Annotated in this window: 13 protein-coding genes; 4 read left to right on the top strand and 9 right to left on the bottom strand. The window is 69.2% G+C overall.

Annotation, left to right across the window (positions count from 1 at the left end; translation table 11 throughout):
* Window positions 1-126 precede the first annotated feature (126 nt).
* The 9 genes from ACZ7HT_RS29470 to ACZ7HT_RS29430 form a co-directional block, all read right to left on the bottom strand.
* A complete protein-coding gene (locus tag ACZ7HT_RS29470) occupies window positions 127-1,593 on the bottom strand; it encodes a non-reducing end alpha-L-arabinofuranosidase family hydrolase (RefSeq protein ID WP_471171434.1) in 1,467 nt (488 codons plus the stop codon).
* A complete protein-coding gene (locus ACZ7HT_RS29465; protein WP_471171491.1) occupies window positions 1,593-2,336 on the bottom strand; it encodes a cupin domain-containing protein in 744 nt (247 codons plus the stop codon). The genes ACZ7HT_RS29470 and ACZ7HT_RS29465 overlap by 1 nt, the downstream gene beginning before the upstream one ends.
* Window positions 2,333-3,193, bottom strand: coding sequence for a DUF6807 domain-containing protein (locus ACZ7HT_RS29460; protein WP_471171432.1), 861 nt, complete (start codon window positions 3,191-3,193; stop codon window positions 2,333-2,335). The genes ACZ7HT_RS29465 and ACZ7HT_RS29460 overlap by 4 nt, the downstream gene beginning before the upstream one ends.
* Window positions 3,190-4,236 (bottom strand): Gfo/Idh/MocA family protein, encoded by a 1,047-nt coding sequence (locus ACZ7HT_RS29455; protein WP_471171431.1) that lies wholly within the window; start codon window positions 4,234-4,236, stop codon window positions 3,190-3,192. Before ACZ7HT_RS29455 ends, ACZ7HT_RS29460 begins: the two co-directional genes overlap by 4 nt.
* A complete protein-coding gene (locus ACZ7HT_RS29450; protein WP_471171429.1) occupies window positions 4,233-5,273 on the bottom strand; it encodes an endo-1,4-beta-xylanase in 1,041 nt (346 codons plus the stop codon). The genes ACZ7HT_RS29455 and ACZ7HT_RS29450 overlap by 4 nt, the downstream gene beginning before the upstream one ends.
* A gap of 26 nt (window positions 5,274-5,299) precedes the next feature.
* Window positions 5,300-6,697 (bottom strand): glycoside hydrolase family 30 protein, encoded by a 1,398-nt coding sequence (locus ACZ7HT_RS29445; RefSeq protein ID WP_471171428.1) that lies wholly within the window; start codon window positions 6,695-6,697, stop codon window positions 5,300-5,302.
* A gap of 59 nt (window positions 6,698-6,756) precedes the next feature.
* Window positions 6,757-7,587, bottom strand: coding sequence for a carbohydrate ABC transporter permease (locus ACZ7HT_RS29440; protein ID WP_471171426.1), 831 nt, complete (start codon window positions 7,585-7,587; stop codon window positions 6,757-6,759).
* Window positions 7,584-8,489, bottom strand: coding sequence for a carbohydrate ABC transporter permease (locus tag ACZ7HT_RS29435; protein ID WP_471171489.1), 906 nt, complete (start codon window positions 8,487-8,489; stop codon window positions 7,584-7,586). Before ACZ7HT_RS29435 ends, ACZ7HT_RS29440 begins: the two co-directional genes overlap by 4 nt.
* 88 nt (window positions 8,490-8,577) lie before the next feature.
* Window positions 8,578-9,870: an extracellular solute-binding protein gene (locus ACZ7HT_RS29430; protein WP_471171424.1), complete on the bottom strand. Its 1,293-nt coding sequence runs from the start codon at window positions 9,868-9,870 to the stop codon at window positions 8,578-8,580.
* Between the two features lie 234 nt (window positions 9,871-10,104).
* Between ACZ7HT_RS29430 and ACZ7HT_RS29425 the strand changes: the two genes are divergently transcribed.
* From ACZ7HT_RS29425 to ACZ7HT_RS29410, 4 genes are all read left to right on the top strand, one after another.
* Entirely contained in the window at window positions 10,105-11,118 is a 1,014-nt protein-coding gene (locus ACZ7HT_RS29425; protein ID WP_471171423.1) for a LacI family DNA-binding transcriptional regulator, read from the top strand.
* Between the two features lie 89 nt (window positions 11,119-11,207).
* Entirely contained in the window at window positions 11,208-12,689 is a 1,482-nt protein-coding gene (locus tag ACZ7HT_RS29420; RefSeq protein WP_471171421.1) for a glycoside hydrolase family 43 protein, read from the top strand.
* 202 nt (window positions 12,690-12,891) lie between these two features.
* Window positions 12,892-14,334: an endo-1,4-beta-xylanase gene (locus ACZ7HT_RS29415; RefSeq protein WP_471171419.1), complete on the top strand. Its 1,443-nt coding sequence runs from the start codon at window positions 12,892-12,894 to the stop codon at window positions 14,332-14,334.
* A gap of 250 nt (window positions 14,335-14,584) precedes the next feature.
* Window positions 14,585-15,550 (top strand): glycoside hydrolase family 6 protein, encoded by a 966-nt coding sequence (locus ACZ7HT_RS29410; protein WP_471171418.1) that lies wholly within the window; start codon window positions 14,585-14,587, stop codon window positions 15,548-15,550.
* The last annotated feature ends 49 nt before the right edge of the window (window positions 15,551-15,599 follow it).

The following is a 15,599-nucleotide window of genomic DNA, read 5'->3' as shown; positions in this document are numbered from 1 at the left end:
GTTTGTGGGTGGTGGTGTGGTTGGGGGCCGGGAAGGGAGGGGTTTGGGTTTTTCGCAAAACGGGCGAGCTCTGGTTTGTGCTTTCTCCCCTCCCCCCCCCCCCCCCCCCACGCCGGTGTCAGGGCGTCAGCGCTGGAGTGTCAGCAGGCCCGGCCGGTAGGGCAGGAGGCCGTAGTCGACGCCGTCGGAGCCGGGGCTGCGTCCCTGGTAGAGCAATTGCAGATGGCAGGGATCGACGGTCATGGTCTGATCGGCGCCGGCGCGGATCAGTTCGCCGTGGCTGATGTCGTTGGTCCAGGTGGCGCCGCTGTTGGCCTTGCCGGCGAAGGGGGTGCTCTCCGTCGCGGCCTGGGGTGTCCATGAGCCGTTCAGGCTGGTGGCCGTGAACGAGCGGAAGTACCGGCCCTGTGAGCCGATCGCCTCGACGATCATGAGGTAGCGGTCCTGGCCCTTGAGCTTGTAGACCTGCGGGGCTTCGAACAGGTTGTTCGTCGTGTCACTCATGATCACTGTCGAGGTCGTGCCGAAGCTGCCCGGGAAGTTCCCGATCGGCATACTGGCCCGGTAGATCTTGCCGTTGTCACCGGCGAAGAACAGGTACATGTTCGTTCCGTCGGCGATGAGCGTCTGGTCGATGGGGCCTGTTCCGGAGTTGGCGATGGTGCCGGAGAAGAGCTCCTTCGGCGACGACCAGCCGTTCGGGTCGGTGGGGTCGTTCGACGTCCGGTAGGAGAAGGAGGTCCCACCCCACTGGTAGGTGAGCACCCAGATGTTCTTCGGCGCGAAGTAGAAGAGCGTGGGCGCGACTGCGGAACTCGACATCGCGTTCTGACCCGCCGAGGCCATCTCCGACCAGTTGGTGAACGGGCTGAAGCTCATCGAGCCCCAATTCGTCCCGGTGTCGTGCGTCGTCGCGTAGACGAGCTGCTTGCCGTTGTAGGGGACGACGGAGAAGTCCTTGAGCGAGACCCACCCCGACCGGGGCTGCGCCAGCGCGCCCGTCGAGCTCCAGCGGTAGGTCGACGGGAGATCGCACGTGCCGGGGTTGCCGGCGCCGACCTGGACGAGCTGCCACTGCTGGTTGCTGCCGCCCCAGTCGTCGTACTGGACGATGTTCGCGCCGTCGGCGATGGAGCCGCCCTGCACTTCGAGGGCCTTGTTGCTGTGGCGCGCGATCAGCCTCACAGAGCCACCCGCGCTGTCGGCGAGCCGCCACTGCTGGTTGGCGGCGTTCAGGTCGGTCCACTGGACGATCGGGGCGCCGTTGGCGGTGGATCCGCCCTGGACGTCCAGCACCTTGCTGGAGTGGCGGGACTTGATGCGGTAGTAACCGCCACCGGCGTCGACGAACTGCCACTGCTGCTGGTTCTGGTCGTTCCTGGTCCACTGGGTGATGCGCGCGCCGTCGTCCGTCGCCAGGTTGTAGACGTCCAGGGCCTTACCGCTGCTGCGGTTGACCAGCACATACCAGCCGTTGGGGTCGACGCTCGCCGCGGCGGCGGGCGGGGCACTGAGGAGAGCGGTCCCGAGCAACAGGGACGACAGGACCGCGAGTACGAGACTCAGGACCAGGGGTGGTCGGTGAAACCGCATCAGAACAGCTCCTTGGGGGGACGGGGGTGAGGTGACCCCGACGCACCGCGGACCGGCCGCGTCGGGGAGTCGGGGACGGGATAGGAGTGAAGGAGGCCGCACATGCCGAAGAGCTGGTGCTCCGGGCGCTCCAGTCGTGACACTGCGCCGTGGTCGAGGTGGGAGAGGTCTCCGGCCTTCAGCCGCTCCAGCTGGCGTCCGGTCCCTTCGGCTGCGGCCAGGGGGCCGTCACGCCAGCGGATCTGCCAGTCGCCCAGGAGCTCGCCTTTCAGGCGGTGGGCCGCGATGTGGAACTCCCGCAGCCCGCCTTCGCGCAAGTCCAGGAAACCCTGCATCGCCAGGTCGCGGCGGCGGCGCGCTGCCGCGGCCCGGTCGCCGGTCAGGGCGGCCGCCGCCTGGTAGGCGTCGGGATCGGCCAGCACAGGAGCGGGGAAGGTGAAGACGGCGTCGCCGGCCTCGGGGAGTCCGCCGTTCTGCATCAGCACCACGAGGCGCAGGCCGCCGTCGTTGACGAGGCGGTGGATCGTGCCGGGGGTGAACCAGACGACGTCGCCGGGGTGCAGCGGGGTGTCGGCGAAGCCGGAGGTGGCGAGCGTCTGGACGCTGCCTGCGCCGTCGACGACGACGTAGGCCTCGGAGCAGACGAGGTGCATGTGGGGTGTGCCGCCGCACAGCCCGTCGGCGGCCTCCCAGTCGTACACGGTCAATCCGGAGATCCCCACGCCGCCGGGGAACGGGGTCACCACGGGTGTTCCTCGATGTGGCGGGAGAGGCGCGCGGGGGTCCATGCGCCGTCGGCCACGACGATGCGGTAGCGGCGCGACAGCGTGTCGCCCGGGGGCAGCTGCAGTTCCTTGTCGAAGGCCAGGGAGGGGTTGACGGCGGGGAACGGCTCACTGCGGACGAACCACTGGCAGGGCACTACCGGATCGTCCAGGAACAGGAGCGTGGAGGAACGGTCGACCTCGTCGTGCGTGCCCACGAAGGCCAGCCAGTCGCCCTTCTCCCCCATCGCGGGGCCGATCACGTCACCGCCGGTGAAGTCGCGCGGGCCACGCCAGAAGAGGCCGGAATAGCCGGCCAGCTCCCTGCCCTGTGTGCCCGGGCTGCCGAACGACAGGGCGGTGTCGTGGACGTTGGTCAGCGCGGTGGTGACCTCCAGGGTCCAGGAGTCGGACTCGACGTCGCGTGCGGTCAGCGTGCGGCGCTCGTCGATCCAGTGCTCCCCCGCCATGGTGTGCCAGGCCAGGTCCTCGGCGACGACGGCCCGGCCGTGGCCCGTTTCGGCGGACACGGCGAGGCTGCGCATCGTGCCGAGGTTCGGCAGGTCCACGTAACCCTGGCCGCGCAGGTAGGTGCCACCGCCCCAGAAGTTCTGCCCCGACACCCACGACGCCGTCATCTGGAGCCCCTTGTGCCAGCGATGGTCGTGCGGCCGGTACCCGGTGACCACGTCGCCGGCGAGTGTGCGTACGGGATGCAGGTAGGGCTTCGGCGATTCGAAGGGGTCCATGACCGGCCGGTGCACATACCGGAAGAGGTCGGTCCCGCGGGTCCGGACGATCAGCGAGTCCTCGTACTCGAGGAGTTCGAACGTCATCGGAACACCTCCGGACGTCCCCCGTCGAGCGAGCCGTAGAACCGGTCGACCGTGTCGATCTCTCCGCGCCGGACCGGCAGGCCGGTGATCGCGGCCTTGTACAAGGCGGTGACCAGTTCCATGGTGGATCTGCCGAGGTCAGGCCGGATCCCGGCCTCGTAGCCGTCCAGGAAGTCCGCGAGCTGGGCGGTGTGCGAGCTGGGCAGGTCGTCCGGCGGGGCCCACTTCACGCCGGACGACCTGGAGGTGAACGTCCAGTCCGCGTTGGAGTACCCGTACAGATGCCGCAGCTCGACCGTGGCCTCGGTGAGATCGAACCGCAGGTAGCTCTCCTCGCGTGGGGAGACGACGCTGTTGACGACCGTCGCGATGGCTCCGTTCTCGAACCGGACCAGGGCCGCGGACACGTCCTCGGTCTGGACGGCGCGGTCGAGGCGACCGGCCATCGCGCGAACCTCGGCCCATGCGCCGAGCACCTGGAGCATCAGGTCCATCTGGTGGATGCCGTGGCCCAGCGTCGGGCCGCCGCCCTCGCTCCGCCAGGTACCGCGCCAGGGCACCTCGTAGTAGGCGTCGTCGCGGTACCAAGCTGTCACGCACTGCGCGACCAGTGGACGGCCCAGGGTCCCGGCCGTGATCCGGTCGCGCAGGTACCGGGCTCCCGAGCCGTACCTGTGCTGGAACACCGCGCCCGCGACGGCGGGCCCTTCGGCGGCTTGGATCCGGTCGAGCTCGGCCAGCGACAGGGCCACCGGCTTCTCGCACCACACCCACGCGCCCGACTCCAGGCAGGCCATCGCCTGTTCGGCGTGCAGGTACGGCGGCGTACACAGGTGCACGACGTCAGGGCTCTGCTCGTCGAGCATCGCGTGCAGGTCGGTGTAGACCGCGGGGATGCCGTGCTCGGCCGCGAACGCCTCAGCGCGCGCGGCGTCCACGTCGACGGCCGCCACGATCTCGGCCCGGTGCGCCTGTGCCCGGAGGGCGGGAACGTGGCAGATGCCGGCGATCCCGCCCGTTCCGACGATCGCCGTTCTGATCATCCGCCCAGCACCTTCCTGATCGCCTGGTACGCGGGCTTGGGCGTCAGGTTCTCGTCGTAGGGCAGCGCGGCGCCCTCGCCCGGGAAGACCGAGGGGATCCACGAGTACCTGTCCGTGTAGTCCCAGACGGTGACGCCGACGCATTTCTGGACCGCCAGGCAGGCCTTGACGTAGTCCGCGTACCAGGTGGCCTGGGTGGCGAGCTTCTCCGGTGTCGCGGGGAGGGGCGTCCGGATGTCGAGTTCGGTGACCGCGACCTCGACCCCGAGGTCGGCGAAGCGCTGCATGTTCTGCCGGACGTCGGCGGGGAAGCCGTACTGGAGCGCCAGATGGCCCTGGATGCCGAAGCCCCCCACCGGGACCCCGTCGGCCTTCAGCTGCTTGATCAGGGAGTAGTAGGCGTCGCTCTTGGGGCCGATGCCGTCGACGTTGTAGTCGTTGAGGTACAGCTTGGCGTGCGGGTCGATCTCGTGGGCCCAGCGCAGGGCGTCGGCGATGTAGCCGGGGCCGAGCGTCTTGTAGAAGAGCGACTCGCGGTAGGTGCCGTCCTCGTTGAAGGCCTCGTTGACGACGTCCCAGTGGATCACCCGGCCCTTGAAGTGCCGGACCTCCGTCTGGATGTGGTTCTTGAGGACGGCACGCAGTTCGTCGGCGGTCCAGCTGCGCTCGGTGAGCCAGGCGGGGAGCTGGTTGTGCCAGACGAGGGTGTGGCCGCGGACCTTCTGGTGGTGGGCCTTGGCGAAGGTCATGACCTCTTCGGCGGCGGTGAAGTCGAAGACGCCGCGCCGGGGTTCTGTGGTCTCCCACTTCATGGCGTTGCCGGGGGTGGTCTGCCCGAACTCGCTGCCGAGGAGCTTCAGATAGGCGGCGTCGGTGAACTCGGGGTTGTCGGTGGCGGCGCCGAAGTACTTGTGGTGCTTCTCGGCCAGTTCGCCGAGCGTCCTGGGGCGGGGATCGGCCGTCGCGGGCGCGGCGGCGAGGCCGGCCGCGAGGCAGGCCGCGGCGGACAGGGCGATGGGATGCCGGGACACGGGCATGAATGACTCCTGGGGTGCGGGGCGGTTCAGTCGAGGACGATCGTGGTGAGGGCGCGCGGGGCGAGCGTCGCCGTGAGGGCCGTACCGTGTGTGGCGACGATGTCGGCCGGGGTGATCGAGCGGGTCTCGTCGGTGACGTAGGCGTCGGGGTGCCGGTCGTGCCCGCCGCGAAGGGTGAAGGCGGCGGAGGTTTCGGTGGTGGCGGTGTTGAGGATCTCGATGACGCGGCTGCCGTCGGTGTTGCGGAAGGCGGTGATCCGCAGGGCGGAGTCGGCGTTCGCGACCGGTACGCGGACGGCGCCGGGGCGGATGAAGCGGCTGAAGGCGGCCAATGCCCAGTACCGCTTGGACACCCGGTAGTCGTCGCCGGGGTTGGCGAGCCGGATGAGCCCTCGGGTCGCGCCGAGGGACGCGCCGGTCCAGTAGACGTAGGCATTGGCGTGGGCGACGGTCAGGGTGTTCTGGATGTCGGCCGCGACGGTGAGGCCGTCGTAGCCGCTGCCGTCGTCCCAGTTCTCGTTCCAGGTGGAGCCGTCCGGCGACCATTCCGACATCCACACGCGCTCGTCGGTCGGCTGCGGGACGGCGGTAGGGCCGCTGTAGCGGTGACCGGTGACGGTCCGCACGGCCTTGTCGGCCGCCGGGTCCTCCTCGATGGCCTGGGTGTAGGCGACCTGTCGGTCCCAGCCGGCGGCGTCGCAGCAGACCAGCCGGGTCTTCAGTCCGGACGCGCGGACGGTCGGCCCGAGCACCTTGAGGAAGTCGACGGCCTGCTGCGGGGTGAACCGCATCGAGGCGTAGGTCGCCGTCCAGTCGGGTTCGTTGGTGAACCCCAGGTCGGTGATCCCGATGCCTTCCTGCCGGTAGAACTTCGCGTACTGGACGAGGTAGTTCGCGTAGGCCCGACGCCATTCGGGCCGGAGCTCGCCGCCGTCGTTCTCGCTTCCGTTGGTCTTCATGAAGGCCGGGGCGCTCCACGCGTCGGCGAAGAACCGTTTGACTCCGTAGGCCTTGACCTCCTTGGCGAGCCAGACCTGGCCGCCGTCCCAGCCGTCCCAGACGTACTTCGGCGTGGCGTCCGGACCACCGGGGTCGGCCGGCAGGATCGTCGGCATGTGGTCGTAGATCCTGTCGGTCGACGACCCGATGCCCAGGCGCAGGATCGAGAGGCCCGCGCCCTTCTCCCTGCTGAGCAGCAGGTCGAGCACCTCGCGCTGCTTGGCCGGGCTGAGGCCACGCGCGCCGTGCAGCAGGTCGGCCCGCTGGAAGGCCATCGAGAAGCCGAATCCGTCGATGGGCTGGAGTTCGGTGCGGAAGTCGACGGCGATGCGTTCGGGATCGGCCGCGGGTCGCGGGGACTCGGCCGCGGCCTGCGATGTTAGCGCTAACAAAATGGCGCATGTCAATGCGCTCAGACGTTTCACGAGGTCTCCTCGGAGTGGGGGTGGCGCGGGACGCGTCAGCCCTTGGTGGCGCGGGACGGTCAGCCCTTGGTGGCGCCCGCGGTGAGGCCGCCGATCAGCTGTCGCTCGGCGACGGCGTAGAAGGCGAGGGCGGGGACCATGGCGAGCACGATGTAGGCGAGGACGAGCGCGTAGTCGGTCGAGTACTGGCCCTGGAACTGCTGGACGCCGACGGGGATCGTCTGCCATTTCGGGTCGTTGAACACCAGCAGCGGCAGAAAGAAGTTGTTCCAGCTCGCGACGATCGCGAGCACCGAGACCGTGCCGAGCGCCGGCCGCGCCATCGGCAGCAGGATCTTCCAGAAGAAGCGGAACTTGCCGCAGCCGTCCATGATGGCCGCCTCTTCGACCTCGGCCGGGATGGTCCGGAAGAAGCCGCGCAGAATGATGATCGTCATGGGGAGCCCGAAGGCCGCCTGCGGGAGGATCACTCCGAGCGGGTTGTCGAGCAGGTCGAAGGTGCGCAGCAGCAGGAACAGCGGCAGGACGGCCACCGCGAACGGGAACATCAGCCCGATCGTGAACAGCGTGTAGAAGAGCTCCCTGCCCCGGAAGGCGTAGCGGGCCAGCGCGTACGCCGCCATGGCGGAGGCCGCGACCGTGCAGAAGGCCGTGCCGATCGCGATGCCCGCGCTGTTGGCGATCTGCCGCCAGAACATCCCGTCGCCGAGAATGCCGGTGTAGTTGCCTGTCTTCCAGTGCGCCGGAAGCCCGAACGGATTGCTCGTCAGCTCACTGGTGCTCTTGAACCCGGAGATCACCGCGTAGATCAGCGGACCGGCGACGAACGCGGCGATCAGCCAGACCACGGTGTGCGTCGACAGGCCGCGTACCGCCCTGCGCGCGTTCATCGGCCGCCTCCTGTGGTGACGGCCCCGCTCACGTCACGGCGGAGCACGTAACGCTGGTAGAAGAGGGAGAAGACCAGGCTGATCATGAAGAGCACCACGCTGATCGCGCCGGCGTAGCCGACCTGGTAGCGCTTGAACCCGAACTGGAACATCGCGAGCGCCATCGTCTCGGAGGAGTGGTTGGGGCCGCCCGCCGTCATGACCCAGACGAGGTCGAAGAGCTGGATGGCTCCGATGACCGAAAGGAAGACGCTGATCCGGATCGTCGGGCCGAGCAGCGGCAGCGTCACGTACCGGAAGCGCTGCCAGGCGCCGGCGCCGTCGAGGGAGGCGGCGTCGAGGATCTCGCGCGGGATCCCTTGCAGCCCGGCGAGGAAGAGCATCATGTGGAAGCCGAAGTACTTCCAGGTCATGACCAGGAACAGGGTCGGCATCACCGTCGAGGGTTCGGCGAGCCACTTGCCCTGCAGCCCCTCCAGGCCCAGGGCGCCGACGAGATGGTCGGCCACGCCGTCGCCGGGGAGGAAGATCATGGTGAAGAGGACCGCCGTGACCACCTCGGACAGGATGTACGGCGCGAGGAACAGCATCCGGTAGACGGCCCGGCCGCGCAGCTTCTGGTTGAGCAGTACGGCGGTGAACAGCGCGAAGGGCAACTGCACCGTGATCGACAGGATGATCAGGTACAGCCCGCGCCCCATGTCGCCGAGGAAGACCTGATCGGCGAACAGCTTCGTGTAGTTCTCGAAGCCGACGAAGTCGTCCATGGGGCCGATCCCGCCCCACTTGAAGAAGCTGGTGCGAACGGCGACGGCGATCGGGGCGAGGACGAAGACCAGGAAGAGGACCAGGGCCGGGACGAGGAACCAGGCGACCGAGGCCCAGCTTGCAAGACCGCGCAGGAGTGACCGGGCCGTGTCGGGCGGGCGGACCGGCACCACGTTCTCCGTCCGCTCCTTGACCCGGCCCTTGGTGGGGGTGGCCACGGAGCTAGGCACCCTTCGCAGCCTCGGTGATCGACTGGGTGACCTGCTCGGGCGTCTTCTTGCCCGCGATGAGGTCGGCGACGCTGTCGTTGACCTCCTGGCCGACCGCCGGCGGATAGGCCTGGTCGAGGAAGAGCTGGAAACCCGTCGCCTTGACCAGGCTGTCGGCCACCACCTTCTTGTTGGCGTCGCTGAGCTGTCGCTCCGCGCCCTTGACCACCGGCAGGTAGCCGTTGGAGGCCAGCAGCTTGGACTCGTTCTCCAGGACGAAGAACTTCAGGAAGTCCAGCGCCTCCTTCGGGGCGCCCTTGCGCAGCGCGAAGCCACCGCCGCCGCCGAACACCTCGGTGGCCCGGCCGACACCGCCGTCGACCGTCGGGAAGGGGAAGAAGCCCAGGTCCGCTCCGAGGTCGGCGCCCGCGTCCTTCTGCACCGACGGTCCCCACTGCCCCATCAGCTCCATGGCGGCCTTGCCGTTGCCCATGGTCGCGGCCTGGCCGCCCGGCGTGGCGTAGCCGGCGCCGAGGAAGCCCGGCTGGAACGGCTGGAGGTCGACCAGCTCCCTGAGGTGGGCACCGGCCTGGACGAAGCCGGCGCCGGTGAAGTCCTTGCCGGTCGCGGCCTGTTGCAGCGCGGGAAGGCCCGCGACGCGCATCGCGAGGTAGGCCCAGTAGTAGTGGCCCGGCCACTTCTCCTTGCCGGCGAGGGCGATCGGAGTGACGCCCGCCGTCTCGAGCTTCCTGACCACGTCGAGGAACTCGGCCCAGGTGGCCGGGGGCGCGGTGACCCCGGCCTTGGCGAAGAGCTTCTTGTTGTACCAGAAGCCGACCATGCCGATGTCGTAGGGAACACCGTAGGTCCGACCCTCGATCTGATAGGCCTGCAGCGACACCGGAGTGAGGTCGGACGCCCAGCCGAACGCGTCGGTGAGGTCCTCGACGAGACCCGCGTCGACCTGCTGCCGCAGCACGCCGCCGCCCCAGGTCTGGAAGACGTCGGGGAGCTTGCCGGACGAGCTGGTGGCGGTCAGCTTGGACTTGAACGCCTCGTTCTCCAACGAGGTCGTCTCGATCCCGATGTTCGGGTGAGCGGCCGTGAACGCCGAGGCCATCTGCGGGAAGAGGGACTTGCCCGGTTCCGTCGTGGCGATGTTCCACCACGCGAAGGTCACCTTGCCGTCGGCCGCCGGTTTGCCGCCGGAGCCGTCACCGCCGCAGGCCGCTACCAGCGGGACGGACAGTGCGGTCAGGGCCGTGAGGGCCAGGAAGCTTCGTCGGCTCGGGGGAGTGCTGGCCATGAGACCTCCGGGGTGAGTGATGCCGATGCGAGCTCGAAAACTTTTCGTAACTTTCTCGAATTCTGCGCTGCCACAAACTAGGAACCTGCGGCTTCTCGGTCAAGACCCGCCACCGAACTTCCCAAAGACATCTGCCAGTTACAGGGTTGACAAGCAGGTCACACGACCGGAAACTCTTTCGAAAAGTTTGCGGTACCTATCGCCGGACGAAGACGTCCACGCAGAGGAGATGAGTTGAGCGAGCAGCGTCCGACCCTGGCCGTCATCGCCGCGGCGGCAGGGGTCTCCCAGGCCACCGTGTCCAAGGTGATCAACGGTCGCTCCGATGTCGCACCCGCGACGCGCGAACGGATCGAGACCCTGCTGCGATCCCACAACTACCTCCAGCCCGGCCGGCAGCCCAGGGCCCGCAGGTCGGGCCTGGTCGACCTGATCATCGGCGGTCTGGACAGCGCGTGGGCGGTGGAGATACTGCGTGGCGTCGAGGCCGAGTGCGCCCAGCGGAGCGTCGGCACCGTCGTGTCGCTCGTCCCGCCGGGCGAGGCCACGCCGTCGAGCTGGGCCGCACTGCCGGTCCTGCACCACAGCGACGGCGTCATCCTCGTCACCGCCTCGGTCACCCAGGCCCAGCGCGCCCAGGTCGAACGGGCCGGAGTGGCACTGGTCGTCATCGACCCGATCGACCTGCCGGGCAATGGCGTGCCGAGCATCGGAGCGACCAACTGGGCCGGCGGCCTCGCCGCCACCGAGCACCTGCTGGAGCTGGGGCACCGCCGGATCGCCACGATCGGCGGACGCAAGGAGATGCTCTGCAGCCAGGCCCGCATCGACGGGTACCGGGCCGCCCTGGAGCGGGCCGGGATCGAGGTCGACCGCGACCTCATCCGGTTCGGCGACTTCCAGCACGAGGGCGGGTTCCGGTGCGCGCAGGAACTGCTCGCCCTCCCCGAGCCGCCGACGGCCGTCTTCGCCGGTAGCGACCAGCAGGCGATGGGCGTCTACGAGGCCGCCCGGCAGAGCGGACTGAGCATCCCGCAGGACCTCAGCGTGGTCGGCTTCGACGACCTGCCGATGGGCGAATGGCTGTCACCTCCACTGACGACGGTACGTCAGCCGCTGGAGGAGATGGGCCGGCTCGCCGCCCGCGCACTGTTCCTGCTTCTGGAAGGCCAACCCCTGGTCAGCCCTCGGATGGAGCTCGCGACCGAACTCAAGGTCCGGCTCTCCACCGCCCCGCCTCGCCTCTAGGGGGTGTCTCGCCGATCAAGCCGGGCTCGCGGCCTGATCGACGAGACACCCCCTAGGAGAACCATGCCAGTCGAGATCGTGGAGGTTCCATGACCGCGTCGTTCGGTGATCCCGTACTGCCCGGGTTCCGGCCCGACCCGTCCGTCTGCCGAGTGGGAGCGGACTACTACCTGGTGACGTCCAGCTTCGAATGGTTCCCGGGCCTTCCCGTGTTCCACAGCCGCGATCTGGTGAACTGGCGGCGCATCGGCTCCGCGCTCGGCCGGGCGTCTCAGCTCGACCTCGACGGGTGCGAGCCCTCACGGGGCCTGTTCGCACCGACGATCCGGCACCACGACGGGGTCTTCCATCTCGTCTGCACGCTGATGGACGGCCCCGGCCATTTCGTCGTCACGGCGACCGACCCGGCGGGGCCGTGGTCGGAACCGCACTGGCTGGAGGGCGAGGGCTTCGACCCCTCGCTCTTCTTCGACGACGGGCCGGACGACGGCGACGGCGGCGACGGCGACGGCGACGGCGACGGCGACGGCCGAGCCTGGTTCACCGCCGCCCGCGTGGTGGACGAGGCCGCCGGCCACACCGAGATCTGGATGCGCGAATACCTTCCCCGCGAGCGCCGGCTCACGGGACCCGAGTACGTCCTGTGGCGGGGAAGCCACGAAGGCGCCCGCTGGTCGGAGGCCCCGCACCTCTACAAGATCGGCGGCACCTATCTCCTGCTCACCGCCGAGGGCGGCACCGATGTGGACCACAGCGTGGTGGCCGCCCGCGCGGACCGCGTGACCGGCCCCTACGAGGGCGCCCCCGGCAACCCGGTGCTCCCACCGGCCGAGGGCCCGGTCACCTGCACCGGGCACGCCGACCTCGTCCACACCCCGAACGGCGACTGGCGAGCCGTCCTCCTGGGCGTCCGCCCGGGCTCCGCCATCGGCCGCGAGACGTTCCTCAGCCGGGTCACCTGGGACGCCGGCTGGCCGGTCTTCTCCCCCGTCGTCCACACCGGCCTTCGCCGCCCCCTCCACGACGACTTCGCCACCCTCTCCGCCGACTGGAGCGTCCTGCGCACCCCACGCGTGCGGTTCTGGACCACCGGCGACGGGCTCCGTCTCCAGCTGTCCCCCGAACGCCTCGGCGATCACACCACCGCATCCCTCCTGGCCCGTCCCCAGGAACAGCCCGACTGCGACGTCTCCACCGAATTGCATTTCGCTCCCGCCTCACCGGACGAAGAGGCAGGCCTCGCCGTAGTCCTCGACGACGACACCCACCTCCTCTTCCTTCGCACCGCGGAAGGACTCACCCTCCGCCGCGGGCCCGAGGTCCTGGCCGGCGTTCCCCTTCCCCCGGGTCCCGTTCGCCTGGGAGTCCGCATCCGCGCTTTCAACCACACCTTCGCTCATGCGGCACCCGACGGTGCCTGGCAGGACCTGGCCACCGTCGAAGCCACCTTCCTCACACCGCTGTTCACCAGCGTCCAGCTCGGCCTGTACGCCACCTCCAACGGCCGCCCCTCCACCCACGAGGCCCACTTCACGTGGTTCGACATCACGTACCCGGCGCCCAGGTACTGACGCCGAATTTCCACGAAATACTTTCGAAGGGCGATTGTCGAAAACCCTTCGAAACCGTTGACATGTTTCCGTCGAATTTCCACACTGAGTTCCAAGGTCCTGGCGGTGAGCGCCCTTTCCCTATGGGCGCAACACCCCGCCGCAGCGGTTTCGTTCTGCCGCGCGCCAATTCTTCCGTGAATTCAGCCCTGGAGGCTCAGCCATGCGCTTGAACGCCACTCCCCCGACCGCCGTCCGCCGAAAGATCGGCGGCCTCTGTACGGCCCTGGTCGGCGGCGTCCTCGTTCCGGCCGCCGTGCTGGTGGCACCGCTGACCGCACACGCCGCCGAGAGCACGCTCGGCGGCGCGGCGGCCCAGAGCGGCCGCTACTTCGGAACCGCCGTCGCCTCGGGCCGGCTCAACGACTCGGCGTACATGACGATCGCGGGCCGCGAGTTCAACTCGGTGACGCCCGAGAACGAGATGAAGATCGACGCCACCGAACCCCAGCAGGGCCGGTTCGACTTCACCGCCGGCGACCGCGTCTACAACTGGGCGGTGCAGAACGGCAAGCAGGTGCGCGGCCACACCCTGGCCTGGCACTCCCAGCAGCCGGGCTGGATGCAGAGCCTCAGCGGCAGCGCGCTGCGCCAGGCGATGACCAACCACATCAACGGCGTGATGGCCCACTACAAGGGCAAGATCGCCCAGTGGGACGTGGTGAACGAGGCGTTCGCCGACGGCAGCTCGGGAGCCCGGCGTGACTCCAACCTGCAGCGCACCGGCAACGACTGGATCGAGGTCGCGTTCCGCACCGCGCGCGCCGCCGACCCGGCCGCCAAGCTCTGCTACAACGACTACAACGTCGAGAACTGGACCTGGGCCAAGACCCAGGCCGTGTACGCGATGGTCCGGGACTTCAAGCAGCGCGGCGTGCCGATCGACTGCGTCGGCTTCCAGTCGCACTTCAACAGCGACAGCCCGTACAACAGCAACTTCCGCACCACCCTGCAGAGCTTCGCCGCCCTCGGCGTCGATGTGGCCGTCACCGAACTCGACATCCAGGGCGCCTCGGCCACGACCTACGCCAACGTGACCAACGACTGCCTGGCCGTCCCGCGCTGCCTCGGCATCACCGTCTGGGGCGTGCGCGACACCGACTCCTGGCGAGCGGATCAGACACCGCTCCTGTTCAACGGCGACGGCAGCAAGAAGCCCGCGTACACCTCCGTCCTCAACACACTCAACGCCGCCTCCCCCACCACCCCTCCGACGCCCTCCCCCGGTTCCGGTCCGATCAAGGGCGTCGCTTCGGGCCGCTGCCTGGACGTGCCCGGCGCCGCCACCACCGACGGCACCCAGCTCGCCCTGTGGGACTGCAACAACCGCACCAACCAGCAGTGGACCTTTACCGCCGCAGGCGAACTCAGGGTCTACGGCGACAAGTGCCTGGACGCGGCCGGCACGGGCAACGGCGCCAAGGTCCAGATCTACAGCTGCTGGGGCGGCGACAACCAGAAGTGGCGCCTGAACTCCGACGGCACCATCGTCGGAGTCCAGTCCGGCCTCTGCCTCGACGCCGCCGCCGGCGGCACCGCCAACGGCACCCTGATCCAGCTCTACTCCTGCTGGAGCGGCAGCAACCAGCGCTGGACCCGCACCTGACACCTTGCGGGGCTCAGAGACCCGGGATCGCGTTCGCGGCGATGGCCCTGGCGTACCAGCGCTGGCCTTAGGGGTACGCGTCCGCCGAGCGGACGTCGGGGAAGGCGGCGCCGTTCTCGGTCGAGCGCGGTCGCTCTCTCCCCCGGGCCCTTCCCCCCGGAGGTGCCGTACCACCGCACTTCCTCAGTGCGCCGCCCGCTCGGGACGAGAGCGTGCGGCGCGTCCCCCCGTCAGGAATCGAGGTACCGTCATGCGCCGCCGAATCCGCACCCTCGCGGCATCCTTGCTCGCGCTCCCGCTGGCGCTCGCCGTCGCGCCGTCCGCCCACGCGGCCGACCCGACCACCATGACCAGCGGCTTCTACGTGGACCCGAACGCGAGCGCGAAGCAGTGGGTCGCCGCCAACCCCGGTGACGGCCGGACACCGGCGATCAACGCGTCGATCGCCAACACCCCCATGGCCCACTGGTTCGGCTCCTGGAGCGGCACCATCGGTACCGCCACGGGCGCGTACGTCGGCGCGGCGGACTACTGGGACAAGCTGCCCATCCTGGTCGCGTACAACATCTACCACCGCGACTACTGCGGCGGGCAGTCCGGAGGCGGAGCCTCCTCTCCCTCCGCGTACGCGAGCTGGATCGCGCAGTTCGCCGGCGGGATAGCCAACCGCCCGGCCGTCGTCATCCTCGAACCTGACTCCCTCGCGGACTACGGCTGCATGAACCAGACCCAGATCCGCGAACGCCAGGGCATGATCGGCGGCGCCCTCGCCGAGTTCAACCGCCAGGCACCGAACACCTCGGTCTACCTGGACGCCGGCAACCCCGGCTGGGTGAGCGCCGGGACGATGGCCCAGCGCCTCCACGAAGCCGGCCTCCGGCAGGCCCACGGCTTCTCGCTCAACATCTCGAACTACTACACCACCGCCCAGAACACCGCCTACGGCAACGCCGTCAACAGCGAACTGGCCGCCCGCTACGGCTACACCAAGCCGTTCGTCGTCGACACCAGCCGCAACGGCAACGGCGCCAACGGCGAGTGGTGCAACGCGGCCGGCCGCCGCATCGGCAGCCCCACCCAGTTGGGAGGCGGCGCCGAGATGCTGCTGTGGATCAAGGCCCCGGGCGAGTCCGACGGCAACTGCGGCGTCGGGACCGGTTCCACGGCCGGCCAGTTCCTCCCGGAGGTCGCCTACAAGATGATCTACGGCTACTGACATCCGACTCCTGTGGACCGGTTTCCGCAGCCCAGCGGCCACCACCGGA

The organism is Streptomyces sp. NPDC037410 (genome assembly GCF_055602235.1).
This window is presented reverse-complemented; position numbering and strand designations above follow the sequence as displayed.

What these genes read in the sequence shown, in the direction of transcription:
- ACZ7HT_RS29470 (WP_471171434.1), bottom strand. Translation starts at nt 1,593, where the DNA reads ATGCGGTTTCACCGACCACCCCTGGTCCTGAGTCTCGTACTCGCGGTC.
- ACZ7HT_RS29460 (WP_471171432.1), bottom strand. Translation starts at nt 3,193, where the DNA reads ATGACGTTCGAACTCCTCGAGTACGAGGACTCGCTGATCGTCCGGACC.
- ACZ7HT_RS29455 (WP_471171431.1), bottom strand. Translation starts at nt 4,236, where the DNA reads ATGATCAGAACGGCGATCGTCGGAACGGGCGGGATCGCCGGCATCTGC.
- ACZ7HT_RS29450 (WP_471171429.1), bottom strand. Translation starts at nt 5,273, where the DNA reads ATGCCCGTGTCCCGGCATCCCATCGCCCTGTCCGCCGCGGCCTGCCTC.
- ACZ7HT_RS29440 (WP_471171426.1), bottom strand. Translation starts at nt 7,587, where the DNA reads ATGAACGCGCGCAGGGCGGTACGCGGCCTGTCGACGCACACCGTGGTC.
- ACZ7HT_RS29430 (WP_471171424.1), bottom strand. Translation starts at nt 9,870, where the DNA reads ATGGCCAGCACTCCCCCGAGCCGACGAAGCTTCCTGGCCCTCACGGCC.
- ACZ7HT_RS29420 (WP_471171421.1), top strand. Translation starts at nt 11,208, where the DNA reads ATGACCGCGTCGTTCGGTGATCCCGTACTGCCCGGGTTCCGGCCCGAC.
- ACZ7HT_RS29415 (WP_471171419.1), top strand. Translation starts at nt 12,892, where the DNA reads ATGCGCTTGAACGCCACTCCCCCGACCGCCGTCCGCCGAAAGATCGGC.
- ACZ7HT_RS29410 (WP_471171418.1), top strand. Translation starts at nt 14,585, where the DNA reads ATGCGCCGCCGAATCCGCACCCTCGCGGCATCCTTGCTCGCGCTCCCG.